This window comes from Acidobacteriota bacterium (genome assembly GCA_016196035.1).
Lineage (GTDB): Bacteria > Acidobacteriota > Blastocatellia > RBC074 > RBC074 > JACPYM01.
Map to the genome: position 1 here is coordinate 1 of JACPYM010000100.1, position 14731 is coordinate 14731.

General features: G+C 56.7%; 13 protein-coding genes and 1 tRNA gene. All 14 read right to left on the reverse strand.

All coding sequences use genetic code 11. The annotated features are described in order from the left end of the window. Nucleotides 1-525 precede the first annotated feature (525 nt). A complete protein-coding gene (locus HY011_28845) occupies nucleotides 526-933 on the reverse strand; it encodes a hypothetical protein (protein ID MBI3426956.1) in 408 nt (135 codons plus the stop codon). 2 nt (nucleotides 934-935) lie between these two features. Then, nucleotides 936-1298 carry a hypothetical protein gene (locus HY011_28850; GenBank protein ID MBI3426957.1) on the reverse strand — a complete coding sequence of 121 codons (363 nt, stop codon included), beginning with the start codon at nucleotides 1296-1298 and terminating at the stop codon, nucleotides 936-938. A 164-nt stretch (nucleotides 1299-1462) separates the two neighbouring features. Next, nucleotides 1463-5785, reverse strand: coding sequence for a DNA-directed RNA polymerase subunit beta' (rpoC, locus tag HY011_28855; GenBank protein ID MBI3426958.1), 4323 nt, complete (start codon nucleotides 5783-5785; stop codon nucleotides 1463-1465). Nucleotides 5786-5884: 99 nt separating this feature from the next. Then, nucleotides 5885-10261 (reverse strand): DNA-directed RNA polymerase subunit beta, encoded by a 4377-nt coding sequence (rpoB, locus tag HY011_28860; GenBank protein MBI3426959.1) that lies wholly within the window; start codon nucleotides 10259-10261, stop codon nucleotides 5885-5887. 126 nt (nucleotides 10262-10387) lie between these two features. After that, nucleotides 10388-10606 carry a hypothetical protein gene (locus tag HY011_28865; GenBank protein MBI3426960.1) on the reverse strand — a complete coding sequence of 73 codons (219 nt, stop codon included), beginning with the start codon at nucleotides 10604-10606 and terminating at the stop codon, nucleotides 10388-10390. A gap of 108 nt (nucleotides 10607-10714) precedes the next feature. Then, nucleotides 10715-11089: a 50S ribosomal protein L7/L12 gene (gene rplL, locus HY011_28870; protein MBI3426961.1), complete on the reverse strand. Its 375-nt coding sequence runs from the start codon at nucleotides 11087-11089 to the stop codon at nucleotides 10715-10717. 207 nt (nucleotides 11090-11296) lie between these two features. Next, nucleotides 11297-11830: a 50S ribosomal protein L10 gene (locus HY011_28875; protein ID MBI3426962.1), complete on the reverse strand. Its 534-nt coding sequence runs from the start codon at nucleotides 11828-11830 to the stop codon at nucleotides 11297-11299. A 26-nt stretch (nucleotides 11831-11856) separates the two neighbouring features. Beyond that, entirely contained in the window at nucleotides 11857-12549 is a 693-nt protein-coding gene (locus HY011_28880; protein MBI3426963.1) for a 50S ribosomal protein L1, read from the reverse strand. 137 nt (nucleotides 12550-12686) lie between these two features. After that, nucleotides 12687-13109 (reverse strand): 50S ribosomal protein L11, encoded by a 423-nt coding sequence (rplK, locus tag HY011_28885; GenBank protein MBI3426964.1) that lies wholly within the window; start codon nucleotides 13107-13109, stop codon nucleotides 12687-12689. Between the two features lie 36 nt (nucleotides 13110-13145). Further along, nucleotides 13146-13709: a transcription termination/antitermination protein NusG gene (gene nusG / locus HY011_28890; protein ID MBI3426965.1), complete on the reverse strand. Its 564-nt coding sequence runs from the start codon at nucleotides 13707-13709 to the stop codon at nucleotides 13146-13148. A 106-nt stretch (nucleotides 13710-13815) separates the two neighbouring features. After that, nucleotides 13816-14070, reverse strand: a complete 255-nt coding sequence (secE, locus tag HY011_28895; GenBank protein ID MBI3426966.1) for a preprotein translocase subunit SecE — start codon at nucleotides 14068-14070, stop codon at nucleotides 13816-13818. Nucleotides 14071-14194: 124 nt separating this feature from the next. After that, nucleotides 14195-14270 (reverse strand) — tRNA-Trp (locus HY011_28900). A 29-nt stretch (nucleotides 14271-14299) separates the two neighbouring features. After that, the gene (rpmG, locus tag HY011_28905; GenBank protein MBI3426967.1) at nucleotides 14300-14449 is read right to left on the reverse strand and encodes a 50S ribosomal protein L33; all 150 of its coding nucleotides are present in this window, start codon (nucleotides 14447-14449) and stop codon (nucleotides 14300-14302) included. A gap of 38 nt (nucleotides 14450-14487) precedes the next feature. Then, on the reverse strand, nucleotides 14488-14731 hold a 244-nt coding region (tuf, locus tag HY011_28910), incomplete at its 5' end, for an elongation factor Tu (GenBank protein MBI3426968.1).

The following is a 14731-nucleotide window of genomic DNA, read 5'->3' on the forward strand; positions in this document are numbered from 1 at the left end:
CGCCGCCGTGACCCGACGCGTCACTCGCCCTTTGCGGATTTGAACGGTTTTGTTTATCACCAGAATTGGTTACACAACTTGCTGATTGCCGCTTCGCTCGGCGGCCATAGATGCTGACCCACAAAATTCGATGGGATCAGTGATTTGAAGCGGTATGAGTCAGTGCCTGCGGCTGAAACTTTTACATATTGAAGGGGTTATACGGTAAAGCCAAAATCCCAGCGACCTTACCGTATGATTTTTCAAAAATAATGACACTACCCCATGCCGCGCAGCATCCTTCTTTGTCGCTGCTGTTCTGTGCGCCACGGCTGGGAAAAGGAAGCTGCGCGCTTTTCTCCTTTGCGGACGTGACGTCCGCGCTCCCAGCCAGGTTTTCTTGCTTGCGATTCGTCAGGGTGTCGGGGCTGATGCGTTACTGTCTTGCGTCGTTTGGCCTGACGGGCGGGTACTCTAACACAGGTGGCCCAAAAGAAAAGAAAAGAGCCGCAGCGATTGCGCACGCGGCTACGGTGCTTGTCTCGGTTACTCGTCATAGCGGCTGCAATAAAGCTTGCCGTCATAATCAATCAAGCCAAGTCTGAAGCGATCCAGAAATCCCAACCGGCCGAGCACGTTGCGATTGATGTATTCATCCGCGGGAAAACAAACGCCTGCGTCAAAGGCGTAATCGAGCCCGGTCATCGTCACGGTGTGTCGGTAGGCAATGAAGCTGCCGGTGGGTGTGCCGGTACGCACGCGCTCGCCGCTTTCGATGTCGAGTCCGAGGCTTTCTCCATGACGCCGCTCGAAAACGCAATTCGTCGAGCCGGTGTCGAGTTTGGCGGCGCAGGCGAGAGAGACGCCAACCAAACCAATGGTCACGTCAACTGTGATGCCGGGCAGTCCGGGATCATAGTTGATGAGCCGCGCAAAACTCATTTGATAATCCATCTTCATTCTCCCAGATAGCCTTCGTAATCCGGGGGCAACACAAAATCAACATAGGCATTACTCACGCCAGCCTGGCGCGCGGCGGCGGCGGCTTCCGGGTAATTTTTTCCCGTGCCCAACAAGCGGTCACCGTCGAGCGCTACGTACCTTCCGCCATATTCCGCGCGATGTGCTTTCAGCCATTCGGCATGCTGGCGGCGTCTATGCTCAGCAGTAAAGGCATCGCTCACAGGCAAGCTTGGCGGCGCAGCTTCGACCGTAGCTTGCCGCAGTTGCTCACGCAGGAATTGCGAAAGCTCCGCTTGTTGCAGTTTGTCCAGCCCACCGATTTGCTGCTTCATCGTTTCCAACAACCCCACTGACATATTTCCTACCTCCTTGGCGGGGATTGTAGCCTCAAAGCCAAACCAAGCCAAAGATAGCAAGTTCAGGTTTGGGCGGAAAGCTCTCTCCCAGTTTTCCCCAAAGAATAGAGCCGCCGCGATTGCTCGCGGCGGCTCTATTTTAGAATCAGATTTGAACGATAACCTTATTCGATCTCGTCGTCCTTGATCTCGAAGGCGAATTCTTCTTCGTTGATTTCAGGGAGTTCCTGTTCTTCACCGAGGAAGCTGTCTTCTTCGTTCTCTTCCGCATCGGCATCGAACTCTTCTTCCACGACCGGGACGGCGCGTCCGGCGGTGGCGGCGACCATTTGTTCGATGTAACTTTGCGTGTCATCCACCTCTTCGGCCTTGGTGTCTTGCATCGTCGGGTCGTGTAAGACCTTGACGTTGCGGTAGTACTCCATGCCGGTGCCCGCCGGAATCAGGCGGCCCATGATGACGTTTTCTTTCAAACCGCGCAGGTAATCGGTGCGGCCTGAAATCGCGGCTTCGGTCAGCACGCGGGTCGTCTCTTGGAAGGAGGCGGCGGAAATGAACGATTCGGTCGAGAGCGAAGCCTTGGTGATGCCGAGCAGCAACGGTTCCGCCGTGGCTTGCTGGCCGTCTTCGGCTTCGACGCGGGCGTTCTCATCCTGGAAGCGGAAGCGGTCAACCTGTTCTTCCAATAAGAACTCGGTGTCGCCGACGTCTTTGATGCGCACCCAGCGCAGCATCTGGCGCACGATGACTTCGATGTGCTTGTCGTTGATGTGCACACCCTGGAGGCGGTAAACCTCTTGGATCGCGTTGACCAGATAACGTTGCAGGGCTTCCATACCTTGCACGGCCAGGATGTCGTGCGGGTTGAGCGGGCCATCCATCAACGGTTCGCCGGCGCGCACGCGGTCGCCTTCTTGCACGTTGATGTGGGTGCCGCGCGGCACGCTGTATTCGCGCTCTTCGGCGTTTTCGCCGACGACACTGATCTTTTGCGAACCTTTGGTGACGTTGCCGAATTTGATGGTGCCATCAATCTCGGACATGATCGCCTGCTCTTTGGGCTTGCGGGCTTCAAACAGTTCGACAACGCGCGGCAGACCGCCGACGATGTCTTTGGTGCGCGAGGCTTCACGCGGAATCTTGGCGATGACGTCGCCGGGCGCGACTACGTCGTTGTTGCTCACCATCAGGTTGGCGCGAATCGGCATGGTGTAGGACTTGAGCACCTTGCCCGAATCAGTACGAATCTCGATGCGGGGCTGGCGTTTGTCGTCCGGCGAATCCATGACGATGGGGCGCGTCATACCGGTCACTTCGTCCACTTCCTCGTGCACGGTGACACCTTCCAGCAGGTCGCGCCAATGCACGTGACCGCCGACTTCGGTGAGAATCGCGTTGGTGTACGGATCCCACTCGGCAATCTTCTGGCCCTCTTCGACGCGGCCGTGGTCTTTGAAGTTGATCGTTGCGCCGTAAGCAATCGGGAAGCGATCCACTTCGCGGCCACGGTCGTCCACCACCAGCACGGAACCGTTGCGGTTCATCGCCACGATCTTGCCTTCGCGGTTCACGACGGTGTTGAGGTTGTCGTACTTGACGGCGCCGGGCAGGCGCGCTTCGTGCGAAGACTGTTCGGCCACGCGCGAAGCCGTACCGCCGATGTGGAAGGTACGCATCGTCAACTGCGTGCCGGGTTCGCCGATGGATTGGGCGGCGATGACGCCCACGGCTTCGCCGATGTCCACCTTTTGACCGGTGCCCAGGTTGCGCCCGTAACAGAGAATGCAGCAACCGCGCCGTGATTCGCAGGTCAAGACCGAGCGAATGCGCAGCCGTTCGATACCGGCGTTCTGGATTTCGGTCGCGGTGTCTTCGTCAATGGCCACACTGGCTTTGGCCAGGAGTTCGCCATTGATCGGGTCAATCACATCTTCGAGCGCCACGCGGCCAATGATGCGTTCGCGCAAGCCTTCGACAATGTCGCCGGCTTCGATAATCGCTTCAGCCCAGATGCCTTTGATCGTGCCGCAATCGGGTTCGCTGATGATCACGTCCTGCGCGACGTCCACCAGGCGACGAGTCAGGTAACCTGAATCCGCCGTCTTGAGCGCCGTATCGGCCAAGCCTTTGCGTGCGCCGTGTGTCGAGATGAAGTACTGCAACACGTCGAGGCCTTCGCGGAAGTTGGCGCGGATGGGCGTCTCGATGATTTCGCCCGAAGGCTTGGCCATCAGGCCGCGCATACCGGCAAGCTGGCGAATCTGCTGGTTGTTGCCGCGCGCGCCCGAATCGGCCATCACCAGGATCGGGTTCAGGGTGCCCGATTCTTTTTCGCGGCGGCCCATTTCTTTGAACATCTCGTCGGCGACCTTTTCGGTCATCTCCGACCAGATGGCGACGATCTTGTTGTAGCGTTCGCCGTTGGTGATGACGCCCTCTTTGTACTGCTCTTCGACCTTGATGACTTCGTCGTCGGCGCTCTTGACCAGCGCTTTTTTGTCGGGCGGCGTGACCATATCGTCAATGCCGATGGAAAGACCCGCGCGCGTGGCGTAATAGAAGCCGAGCGCTTTCAAACTGTCGAGCGCCTCCACCGTGATCACGTGGCCCAGGCGCAGGAAGCAGTAATTGACCAGCGAGGTCAGACCTTTCTTCTTGAGCATGCCGTTGATGTAAGGCATCTCTTTGGGCAACGCTTGATTGAAAATCACGCGGCCCACCGAAGTATTGATCGTGCGATCAACGTCTTTGACCTGGGCCTTGATGATGTCCTGGTTGTCGCGTTCGGTGTCGAGATCAATCAGCCGGCCTGTATAACGCAACCGGATTTTGGATTGCGTCGTGACCATTTTAGCGTCGAGCGCCAGCAGCACTTCATCCATGCTGGAGAAGGCGCGGCCTTCGCCTTTGGTGCCTTCGAGCGCGCGCGTCAGGTAATAGCAGCCGAGCACGATGTCCTGTGACGGCACAGCAATCGGCTGGCCCGACGCGGGCGACAGGATGTTGTTGGAAGAGAGCATCAAGACGCTCGCTTCGATCTGCGCTTCGGGCGAGAGCGGCACGTGCACAGCCATTTGGTCGCCGTCAAAATCCGCGTTGAACGCCGTGCAGGTCAGCGGATGCAGCTTGATCGCCTTGCCTTCGACCAACACCGGTTCAAAGGCTTGAATACCCAGACGGTGCAGCGTCGGCGCACGGTTGAGCAAGACGGGATGGTCTTTAATGACCTTTTCCAGAATATCCCACACGACCTCGTCCTGATCTTCGACCAGTTCCTTGGCCTGCTTGATCGTGGCGGCGTGGCCTTCGGCTTCGAGCCGGTTGTAGATGAAGGGCTTGAACAGTTCGAGCGCCATCTTCTTCGGCAAGCCGCACTGATGCAGCTTCAATTCGGGGCCGACCACGATGACCGAGCGGCCAGAGTAATCTACGCGCTTGCCCAGCAGGTTCTGGCGGAAGCGGCCCTGTTTGCCTTTGAGCGTGTCGGAGAGCGATTTGAGCGGACGATTGTTGACGCCGCGCAACACGCGGCCCCGGCGACCATTGTCAAACAGCGCGTCCACGGCTTCCTGCAACATGCGCTTTTCGTTGCGCACGATGACTTCAGGCGCCTTGAGTTCGATCAGCTTCGACAGGCGGTTGTTGCGGTTGATGACGCGGCGATAGAGATCGTTCAAATCCGAAGTCGCAAAGCGTCCGCCATCGAGCGGCACCAACGGGCGCAGTTCGGGCGGAATAACTGGGATCACATCCAGGATCATCCAGTTCGGCTGGTTGCCCGATTTGCGGAACGAGTCCACGACCTTGAGCCGCTTCGAGAACTTGAGCTTCTTCTGCTGGCTCGTCTCGTTCTTCATCTTGTGGCGCAACTCTTCGGCCAGTTCGTCAATTTCGACGCGCTGCAACAGGTACTTGATCGCCTCGGCACCCATGCGGCAGACATCTTCATTGAACTTGCCGGGGAATTCCGTCTTGAGTTGGCGGTAGCGTTCGTCGCTCACCATCTCGCGCTCTTTCAGTGGCAAGCCGAGTTCGGCAATCTCTTTGGCGTCGGCGATGACGATGTAATTCTCGAAGTAGAGAACCTTTTCCAACTCGCGCAGCGGAATGTCTAGCAAGTGGCCGATGCGCGAGGGCAGGCCCTTGAAAAACCAAACGTGCGAGCACGGGCTTGCCAATTCGATGTGGCCTAGGCGTTCGCGGCGGACTTTGGCCTGCGTGACTTCGACGCCGCACTTATCGCAGACGACGCCGCGATGCTTCATGCGTTTGTACTTGCCGCACAAACATTCCCAGTCGGTGACCGGGCCGAAGATGCGCGCGCAAAACAAACCATCGCGTTCCGGTTTGAACGTGCGGTAATTGATGGTTTCCGGCTTGGTGACGTGCCCGTGCGACCACGCTTTGATCTTTTCGGGCGAAGCCAAGCTGATGCGGATGGATTTGAAATTCGGTACTAGAGTTTTTTCGCCAGCGTATTTGTACACAGCTTTTCTCCTATGAAAGATGCTAGGGGTTGGATGCTAGATGCTAGGAGCGGCCTTGAAAGTGTCCTAGCATCCAGCATCTGACATCCAGCATCTGCCCTACGCTTCCTGTAACTGCTCTTGCTGCAACTCGACGTCCAGGCAGAGCGATTGCAATTCGCGGATCAGCACGTTGAACGATTCGGGCAGGCCCGGCTCGAAATCCGATTCGCCTTTGACGATGGCTTCGTAAATCTTCGAGCGCCCGGCCACGTCGTCCGATTTGCACGTCAACAGCTCTTGCAGGATGTGCGCCGCGCCATAAGCTTCGAGCGCCCAAACCTCCATTTCGCCGAAACGCTGGCCGCCGAATTGCGCTTTGCCACCCAAGGGCTGTTGCGTAATCAGGCTGTAAGGGCCAATCGAACGCGCGTGAATCTTGTCGTCCACCAGATGCGAGAGTTTGAGCATATAGATGTACCCGACGGTCACCTTCTGCTCGAACGCATCGCCTGACAGGCCGTCATACAAGATCGTCTTGCCGGAATCATCCACCATCGTGGGCATGCCGCCTTCGTTCATGAGCTTGTCGTTGGCCTCGCGCAACAGGCGTTTGATCTCGCTTTCCGGCGTCCCGTCAAACACGGGCGTCGCAAAGCTCAAGCCCATCACCTTGGCGGCCCAACCCAGATGCGTTTCCAGAATCTGCCCCACGTTCATACGCGAAGGCACACCCAGCGGGTTGAGCACGATCTCGACCGGCGTACCATCGGGCAAGTACGGCATGTCTTCTTCAGGCAACACGCGGGCGATGACGCCCTTGTTGCCGTGACGGCCTGCCATCTTGTCGCCGACCGAAAGTTTGCGCTTCATCGCCACGAAGACCTTGACCATCTTGATCACGCCGGGCGCGAGTTCGTCGCCCTTCTTGATCTTGTCTATCTTCTCTTCGTAGAGATGTTCGAGAATCGCAATCTGACGCTCGGTGCGTTGTTCCAGGTCTTTGATCTCGGCGGAAACATCGCGCGCGCCACTGACTTCGATCTTCTTCAGCGCGTGAATGTCCACGCCTTCCAGCATCTCGCGCGTGAGCTTCGTGCCCTTGGCCGCGACGGTGACGTTGCGATAGACGAGGTCGGTTTCGACCTTGCGGCCATCCAGCAACTCGTAGATGCGTTTGTTGCGCTCTTCTTCGAGGATGCGGATTTCATCGTGCAGGTTCTTGCGCAGCTTCTCCTCTTCGGCGCTTTCGATGGCGATGCTGCGGATGTCCTTGTCCTGACCCTTGCGGGTGAAGACCTTGACGTCCACGACCGTGCCTTCGATGCCGGGCGGGCAGTTGAGCGAGGCGTCGCGCACATCGCCGGCCTTTTCGCCGAAGATCGCGCGCAACAATTTCTCTTCCGCCGTCAGTTGGGTCTCGCCTTTGGGCGTGACCTTGCCGACCAGAATCGAGCCGGGTTTGACGTGCGCGCCGATGCGGATGATGCCGGATTCGTCGAGGTCGCGCAGGGCGGCTTCGCCGACGTTCGGAATGTCGCGCGTGATCTCTTCGGGGCCGAGCTTGGTGTCACGGGCTTCGATTTCCAACTCTTCGATGTGAATCGAAGTGTAGTAGTCGCCCTTGACCATCTTCTCGGAAATCAGAATGGCGTCCTCAAAGTTGTACCCGCGCCACGGCATAAACGCGACCATCACATTGCGGCCCAGCGCGAGTTCGCCGCCCTCGGTGCAAGGGCCGTCGGCAATGACTTGGCCTTTGCGCACCTGATCACCGCTGCGCACGATGGGCTTTTGGTTGATGCAGGTGTTCTGGTTCGAGCGTTTGAACTTGATGAGCGGGTAGATGTCCGCCGTCACTTCGCGCGAGAGCGTGCCGTCCATATTGTGGTCGGCTTTGATGATGATGCGTTCGCTGTCCACCGTGTCCACGATGCCGTCGCGACGGGCGACGACCACCGCGCCCGAATCCTGGGCGGTGACTTTTTCCATGCCGGTGCCGACCAGCGGCGCTTCAGCGCGCAGCAGCGGCACGGCCTGGCGTTGCATGTTCGAGCCCATCAGCGCGCGGTTCGCGTCGTCGTTTTCGAGGAAGGGAATCAGTGACGCAGCGACCGAGACGAGTTGTTTCGGCGACACGTCCATGAATTCGACTTCGGGGCGCACAGCCAAGACGAATTCGCCGGCTTTGCGCGCGTTGACGCGCTCGCCGACGATGTAACCGGTGGCGTCGAGTTCGATGTTCGCCTGCCCGATGAGGTACTTGTCCTCTTCCCAAGCTGATAGATAGAAGGGCCAGGGTTCATAAGAAACCGGCTTTTTGTCAGCGCCGAGTTTCTTGTTGACCTTCTCGATCTCTTCCAGCGGAATGTGCTGGCCGGGTTTGTAGCTCGTATCGCCCGGATTGATGACCTTGATGTATTCGATCACACGCCCGTTCTCGACCTTGCGGTACGGCGATTCGATAAAGCCGAATTCGTTGATGCGCGCAAAGCACGAGAGTGACGAGATCAAACCGATGTTCGGACCTTCAGGCGTTTCAATCGGACAGATGCGGCCATAGTGCGTCGGGTGTACGTCACGGACTTCGAATCCCGCGCGTTCACGCGACAGACCACCTGGCCCAAGCGCCGATAAGCGGCGTTTGTGCGTAATCTCGGACAGCGGATTGGTCTGATCCATGAACTGCGAGAGCTGTGACGAACCGAAGAACTCGCGCACCGCTGCCGTCACCGGCTTGGCGTTGATCAAGTCGCGCGGCATCGCCGTCTGCATCTCTTGATGGATGGACATTTTCTCTTTGATCGCGCGTTCCATACGCACCAGGCCGAGCCGGAATTGATTTTCCAGCAATTCGCCCACCGCGCGCACGCGGCGATTGCCCAGGTGGTCAATGTCATCATCGCCGTAATAAACCAACCGCCCGTCTTCCATCGTGACGGGTTCGTTGCGCAGGCCCAGCTTCTTCAGCTTCAGCACATATTCGATCACGTCGAAAAAGTCCGAAGGCGAAAGCAGCGGATCGTCCAGGCGCGCACGGTCGGGACGGCCCATCTTGATGTTGAACTTCAAACGGCCCACACGCGAGAAATCGAATTTGCGCGCGTCGAAAAACATCCCGTGGAAAAGCGCATTTGAGGTGTCCAGCGTGGGCGGATCACCTGGCCGCATCTTGCGGTAGATTTCAATCAGCGCCTCTTGCGGCGTCTTGATCGCGTCTTTGCGCACAGTCTGGCTCAACGTCGGCCCGGCGTCGTCCTTTTCAGGAAAGAAAATCTCAAGCGAGTCAATGCCGGCTTCCACGATCTTGGCGATGGTTTCGGCGGTCAACTCGGTGTTGCTCTCAGCCAAGACTTCGCCATCGCTGGTGTTGACCAGATCGTTGAGGGTGAAGGCGCCTTCCAGGTCATGAACTTTGACCTCGACTTCCTTGACATGCGCTGTTTGAAGCGCTTCAAAGGCTGACGAAGTGATCTTCTTGCCGCTCTTGACGATCACGTTGCCCTTGGCGTCAGCGATGTCAGAGGACGCGCGCGTTCCCAGCAGGCTCTTGCTGACCTCCCAGAAAAGCTGGCCCTTGTTCACCCGGACTTTGTCTATGGTGTAAAACTTCCGCAGTATGTCCTCGTCCGTTTTCAGGCCCAACGCACGCAGGAAGATCGAAGCCAGGAACTTGCGTTTACGGTCAATGCGCACATACAGCAGGTTCTTGACGTCATATTCGAATTCAACCCACGAGCCACGATAGGGAATGATCTTCGCCAGGAAATAGGTGTTGTTGGCGGCTTTCTCAAAGAAGACGCCAGGCGAACGGTGAAGCTGCGAAACGATGACGCGTTCGGTGCCGTTGATGATGAACGTGCCGTTGTCCGTCATCAGCGGCAGGTCGCCGAAATAGACCTCTTCTTCCTTGATGTCGCGGATGGATTTCTGCGCGGTTTCTTCGTCCTTGTCCCAGACGGTCAGTCGAATCTTGACGTGCAACGGCACGCTGTAGGTCATGCCGCGTTCCTGGCATTCGTGCACATCGTATTTGTGCTTCAAGCCCACCGGCTCACCGCAATTATCGCAGGTGATGACCAGATTCTTGTTGTACGAACCGCAAGAGTGGCAAATGATGTCATCGCTGGAAAGCGGATTGACCCGAATCACCTGGCCGCACTGCTTACAATTGGAGCGCAGGTGATGCAGTCCTTGCAATTGGCCGCATTTGCACGTCCAGTTGCCAATGCGGAACTCGACGAATTCCAGCGACGAGGTATCGCGGAAATCCGAAATCGGAAAGGTGGATTTGAAAACCGCCTGTAAGCCGACGAGGTCGCGCTCGTTAGGCAGTAAGTCCATCTGCAAGAAGCGCTCGTAACTCTCACGCTGAACCTCGATGAGGTTCGGAATCCGCACGGTCGTGCGAATCTTTGAGAAGTCGAACCGCTCCGGCTTTGCGCCGTTCGTGCTGCTCCTGCCTGTCTCGTTATGTGCCGTGATCTCAATAGACATTGTGGGTATCCTTCAATGCTAATGTTGGTATTGCTCAAGAGTGCCCTACCAAAGTTGGCGCTGCTGGTTGGTAAACGCGCTGTGAAGCTGATGATGCTCAGCCGTAATTAACAATTGCCCGCTGGCTTAAATCATCCATGCCAGAATGAGTTGCGTGATCTGAAAGAACTTTGGAAACGACAAAAGGCGGCGAGGCACAAATAGTCCCTCGCCGCGTTTGGCGGTGTTTTTATAATTTTGCCGAATTTGATGTCCTTGAAACTTGCCGATGCCAATATCCCGTGGGATGCCCGAAAACCGCTTGTCCAAAGCCCGCAAGCGGCAAGTCAATTGTTCCGTTTCCAACGTCCGTCCTTTACTTGCGAAGCAGTCTTGTACCACAAGACAAGACGACAACTCAAACCGGACGGACGCCGAACGGAAATAATTTACGCTAATCGGCCGAAAGGCAGCTTACTTGAGTTCGACAGAAGCGCCAGCATCGGTAAGTTTGGTTTTGACCTTCTCCGCTTCATCCTTGGTGACGCCTTCTTTGACGGGCTTCGGCGCGCCGTCAACCAAGTCCTTGGCCTCTTTCAGACCCAAGCCTGTCAATTCGCGGACGACCTTGATGACGTTGATCTTGTTCGCGCCCGCGCCCGTGAGCACGACCGTGAATTCGTCCTTCTCTTCAACCGGAGCCGGAGCCGCCGCCCCAGCCGGAGCCGCCGCGACCGTCGCCGCAGCCGCCGAGACGCCAAAGGTCTCTTCCAAAGTTTTGACGAGTTCCGACGCTTCGAGCAGCGTCAGCGTTTTGATTTGTTCGACCAGTCCGTTGATGTCAGCCATTGTTTTACGATTCCTCCAAAACAACACCCGCGCGTATCGTTGATTGCCGCTGCGGATGAGATGATTAACAACAAACGCTGCTGTTTGAGCAGCGCGCTAAGTAAGCCAACTCCGGGCATCACTCCTCGGCTGACCGACTCCAGGGGGCACACTGACAATTTCGCAAGCCGCCCTGTTTGCAATTCCAAAATGAAACTCTTGCTGGGGCTACACTTCCGCGCCGCCGCCCTTTTGCTTGGCAATCTGATCTACGACCACCGCCAAATTGCGCGGCACGGCGTTGATGACCGTGGCAATCCGCTGTGCGCCCGAGTTGAGCACCCACATCAGTTTGCTGATCAACTCTTCCTTCGAGGGCATCGAAGCGAGCGTGTCAATATCTTTGACGGCAATCGCACGGCCTTCGACGACGCCAGCCTTGAACTTGATCTTGTCGCTTTCCTTGGCGAACTTGCTCAGCACTTTCGCCAAACCGACCGGATCGTTCGGGCTATAGGCAATCGCCGACATGCCAATGAAGCTGTCTTTCAACGCTTCGAGTGGCGTGCCCTCAACCGCCTGGCGGCCGATGGTGTTCTTGATAACGCGATAATTCAGATTAGCGGCGCGCAAGGCATTGCGCATTTCCCAATCCTTTTCGACCGCCACACCCTGGAAACTGATGACAAGGGCGTGACTGGCTTGCTGAAATTCCTCTTTGAGCACAGCAATCGCTTCGTCTTTTTGCTTTCTGGTTTTCATGATTTCACCCTATCTCAAATTTCAAATTAAGCGCCCACCGACGCCGGATCTACCAGCACGCCTGGGCCCATCGTCGTCGCCACATTGACTTTCTTGACGTAGCGGCCTTTGGCCGAAGCCGGTTTGGCCTTGACGACCGCGTCAATCAGCGCTTTAGCGTTCTCATTGATCTTGGCTGGTTCAAAGGAGACCTTGCCGACCGGGACGTGAATCACGCCCGTCTTGTCCACGCGAAACTCAACCTTACCGGCTTTGGTTTCGCGGACGGCGTTGGCGACATCGGGCGTCACCGTGCCAGTCTTCGGGTTGGGCATCAGGCCGCGTGGGCCGAGTAGTTTACCGAGCGCGCCCACCAACCGCATCATATCCGGTGTCGCGATCAAGGCGTCGAAATCCAGGTGGCCGCCTTTGATCTTGTCTACCAAATCCTCGCCGCCAACTTCGTCAGCGCCTGCTTCTTGCGCCTCGCGCTGCTTTTCGGGTGTGCCTGCGATCACGGCAACCTTTTTGGATTTGCCCAGACCGTGCGGCAAGACGATGGTGCCACGCACCAATTGATCAGCCTTACGTGGATCAACACCGAGCACCATCGTCACTTCGACCGTTTCATCGAATTTCGCAAACGCGATCTTTCGGGCGAGCGCGATGGCGTCAGCCAGTGAATAAAGCTTCCCCTGCTCGACTTGAGCAAAGGCCGCCGCAAATTTTTTTCCTGCCATTGATTTTTTCCTTTCAGGTGTTAGCGTAACAAGCAGGAACTCAACGCGTGTCGAGGTGCTTGCCACTCCCTCTTAGGAATGAAGGATGATTGAGAGGTGCGGAGGTGAACCCGCACTCTACAGTCCGCATTCCAAACTTACTTCACTTCCAACCCCAAACTCTTGGCCGTGCCTTCGATAGTACGAATCGCCGCGTCGAGATTGGTCGTGTTCAGGTCGGGCATCTTGGTCTTGGCGATCTCTTCGATCTGAGCGCGCGTCACTGAGCCGATCTTTTCACGATTCGGCTTGCCCGAACCCTTCTCGACCTTGGCGACTTTCTTTAACAAGTCAGCCGCGGGCGGGGTTTTGGTGATGAAGGTAAAAGAGCGATCTGCGAAAACGGTAATAACCACGGGGATTTTGATGTCGCCCAGGTTCGCGGTCTTCGCGTTGAACTGTTTGCAAAACTCCATGATGTTCACGCCCTGCGGACCGAGCGCCGTACCAATGGGCGGCGCCGGGTTCGCCTTGCCGGCGGGAACCTGGAGTTTGATCATTGCGGTAACTTTCTTAGCCATATCTCTCTTGTGCTATGCAAAAATCAGAATGAATGTTTAGCTTTCTTCGGAAAACGAAATCTTCTCGACTTCGAGGAAGCCTAACTCGACCGGCGTTGCGCGCCCGAAGATCATCACGCTCACTTTGAGCATGCTCTTGTCGGGATTGACCTCTTCGACTGTGCCTGTGAAGCTGGTGAACGGGCCGTTGTTGATGCGCACCGTCTCGCCGCGTTCGAAGCTGAACTTCGGCTTCGGCTTCTCTGCCGCCGAGGCAACGTGATGCACAATCTGGTCAACTTCTTCGGGCGTCAGCGGCGTCGGTTTCTGGCCGCCGACGAAGCTGGTGACCTTCGGCGTGCTCTTGATCAAGTGCCAGGCGTTATCCGAGATGTCGCCCTTTTCGTTGCACTCGATTTCAACCAGCACATAACCGGGGAAGATCATCCGCGTACTCTCGACGCGCTTGGAACCGCGCATCTCCACCACCGTTTCGGTGGGGATGAGCACCTGTGTGACCTCGCTTTCCATGCCGAAGGCTTGCAGGCGGGTTTGCAGACTGTCACGCACTTTGCGCTCGTAGCCTGAATAGGTGTGAATAATGAACCACTGTTTCGCCATAGGATTCAGCAATCCGCAATTGCTGCGACCTCAATACTGGCTATTGAATGGCCAACAATTGCATCCTGCTCCACGCACCAGAAACGGCGGTGGGCAGGGACTCGGCCTAGCCGAAAACTTTACCGCCAACCCACTCGATTCCTTTAATCAGGTAGGTCAGTCCGATGTCCGCCACAAACAAATAGGCGGCGAAGAAGAAAATCGCCAGCACGCAGATCAACGTCGTGTTGATAACTTCCTGCTGGGACGGCCACGAAACCTTTTTCATTTCCAGCACGACTTCGTGCCAGAAGTTGCGGATGTTCCCAAGAAAACCGCCTGAGCCTTCCGACCGTACAGGCTTCTCTTTTTCTTCTTCCATCAGCGCTACTCCTTCTTGTGTGCGCGATGCTGCCATTTCGTAAACCTCAAAAACTGGCGCGTAGTAATAAACCAGTGAAAATCGTGCCCACCCTACAAACTGTGTATTGCTGGCGGGCGCAAAATGGCAGGGGTATCAGGATTCGAACCCGAACTTTCGGTTTTGGAGACCGACGTGCTAACCATTAACACTATACCCCTGCAATCAACCTAGAATTTAGGCCGCGAGCTTATTTGGTCTCGCGGTGCGGCGAATGCTTACGGCACTTGCGGCAAAACTTTTTGAATTCGAGGCGCCCGGTGGTCTTCTTCTTGTTCTTCGTCGTGAAATAGTTGCGATCTTTGCACTCAGTGCACTGCAAAACGATGTTATCTCTCATAGCTTGTTCAGTCGTCGTAGCCGATCAAAGGCTACTGGTTATTCGATGATGTCCGAAATCGTGCCCGCGCCGACTGTGCGGCCGCCTTCGCGAATGGCGAACCGCAGGCCCTTCTCCATCGCAATCGGCATAATCAACTCGATCGTCATCGCGATATTGTCGCCCGGCATCACCATCTCCACGCCTTCCGGCAGTTGCGCCACACCCGTCACGTCCGTCGTGCGGAAGTAGAACTGCGGCCGGTAGCCCGTGAAGAAGGGCGTATGCCGTCCACCTTCTTCC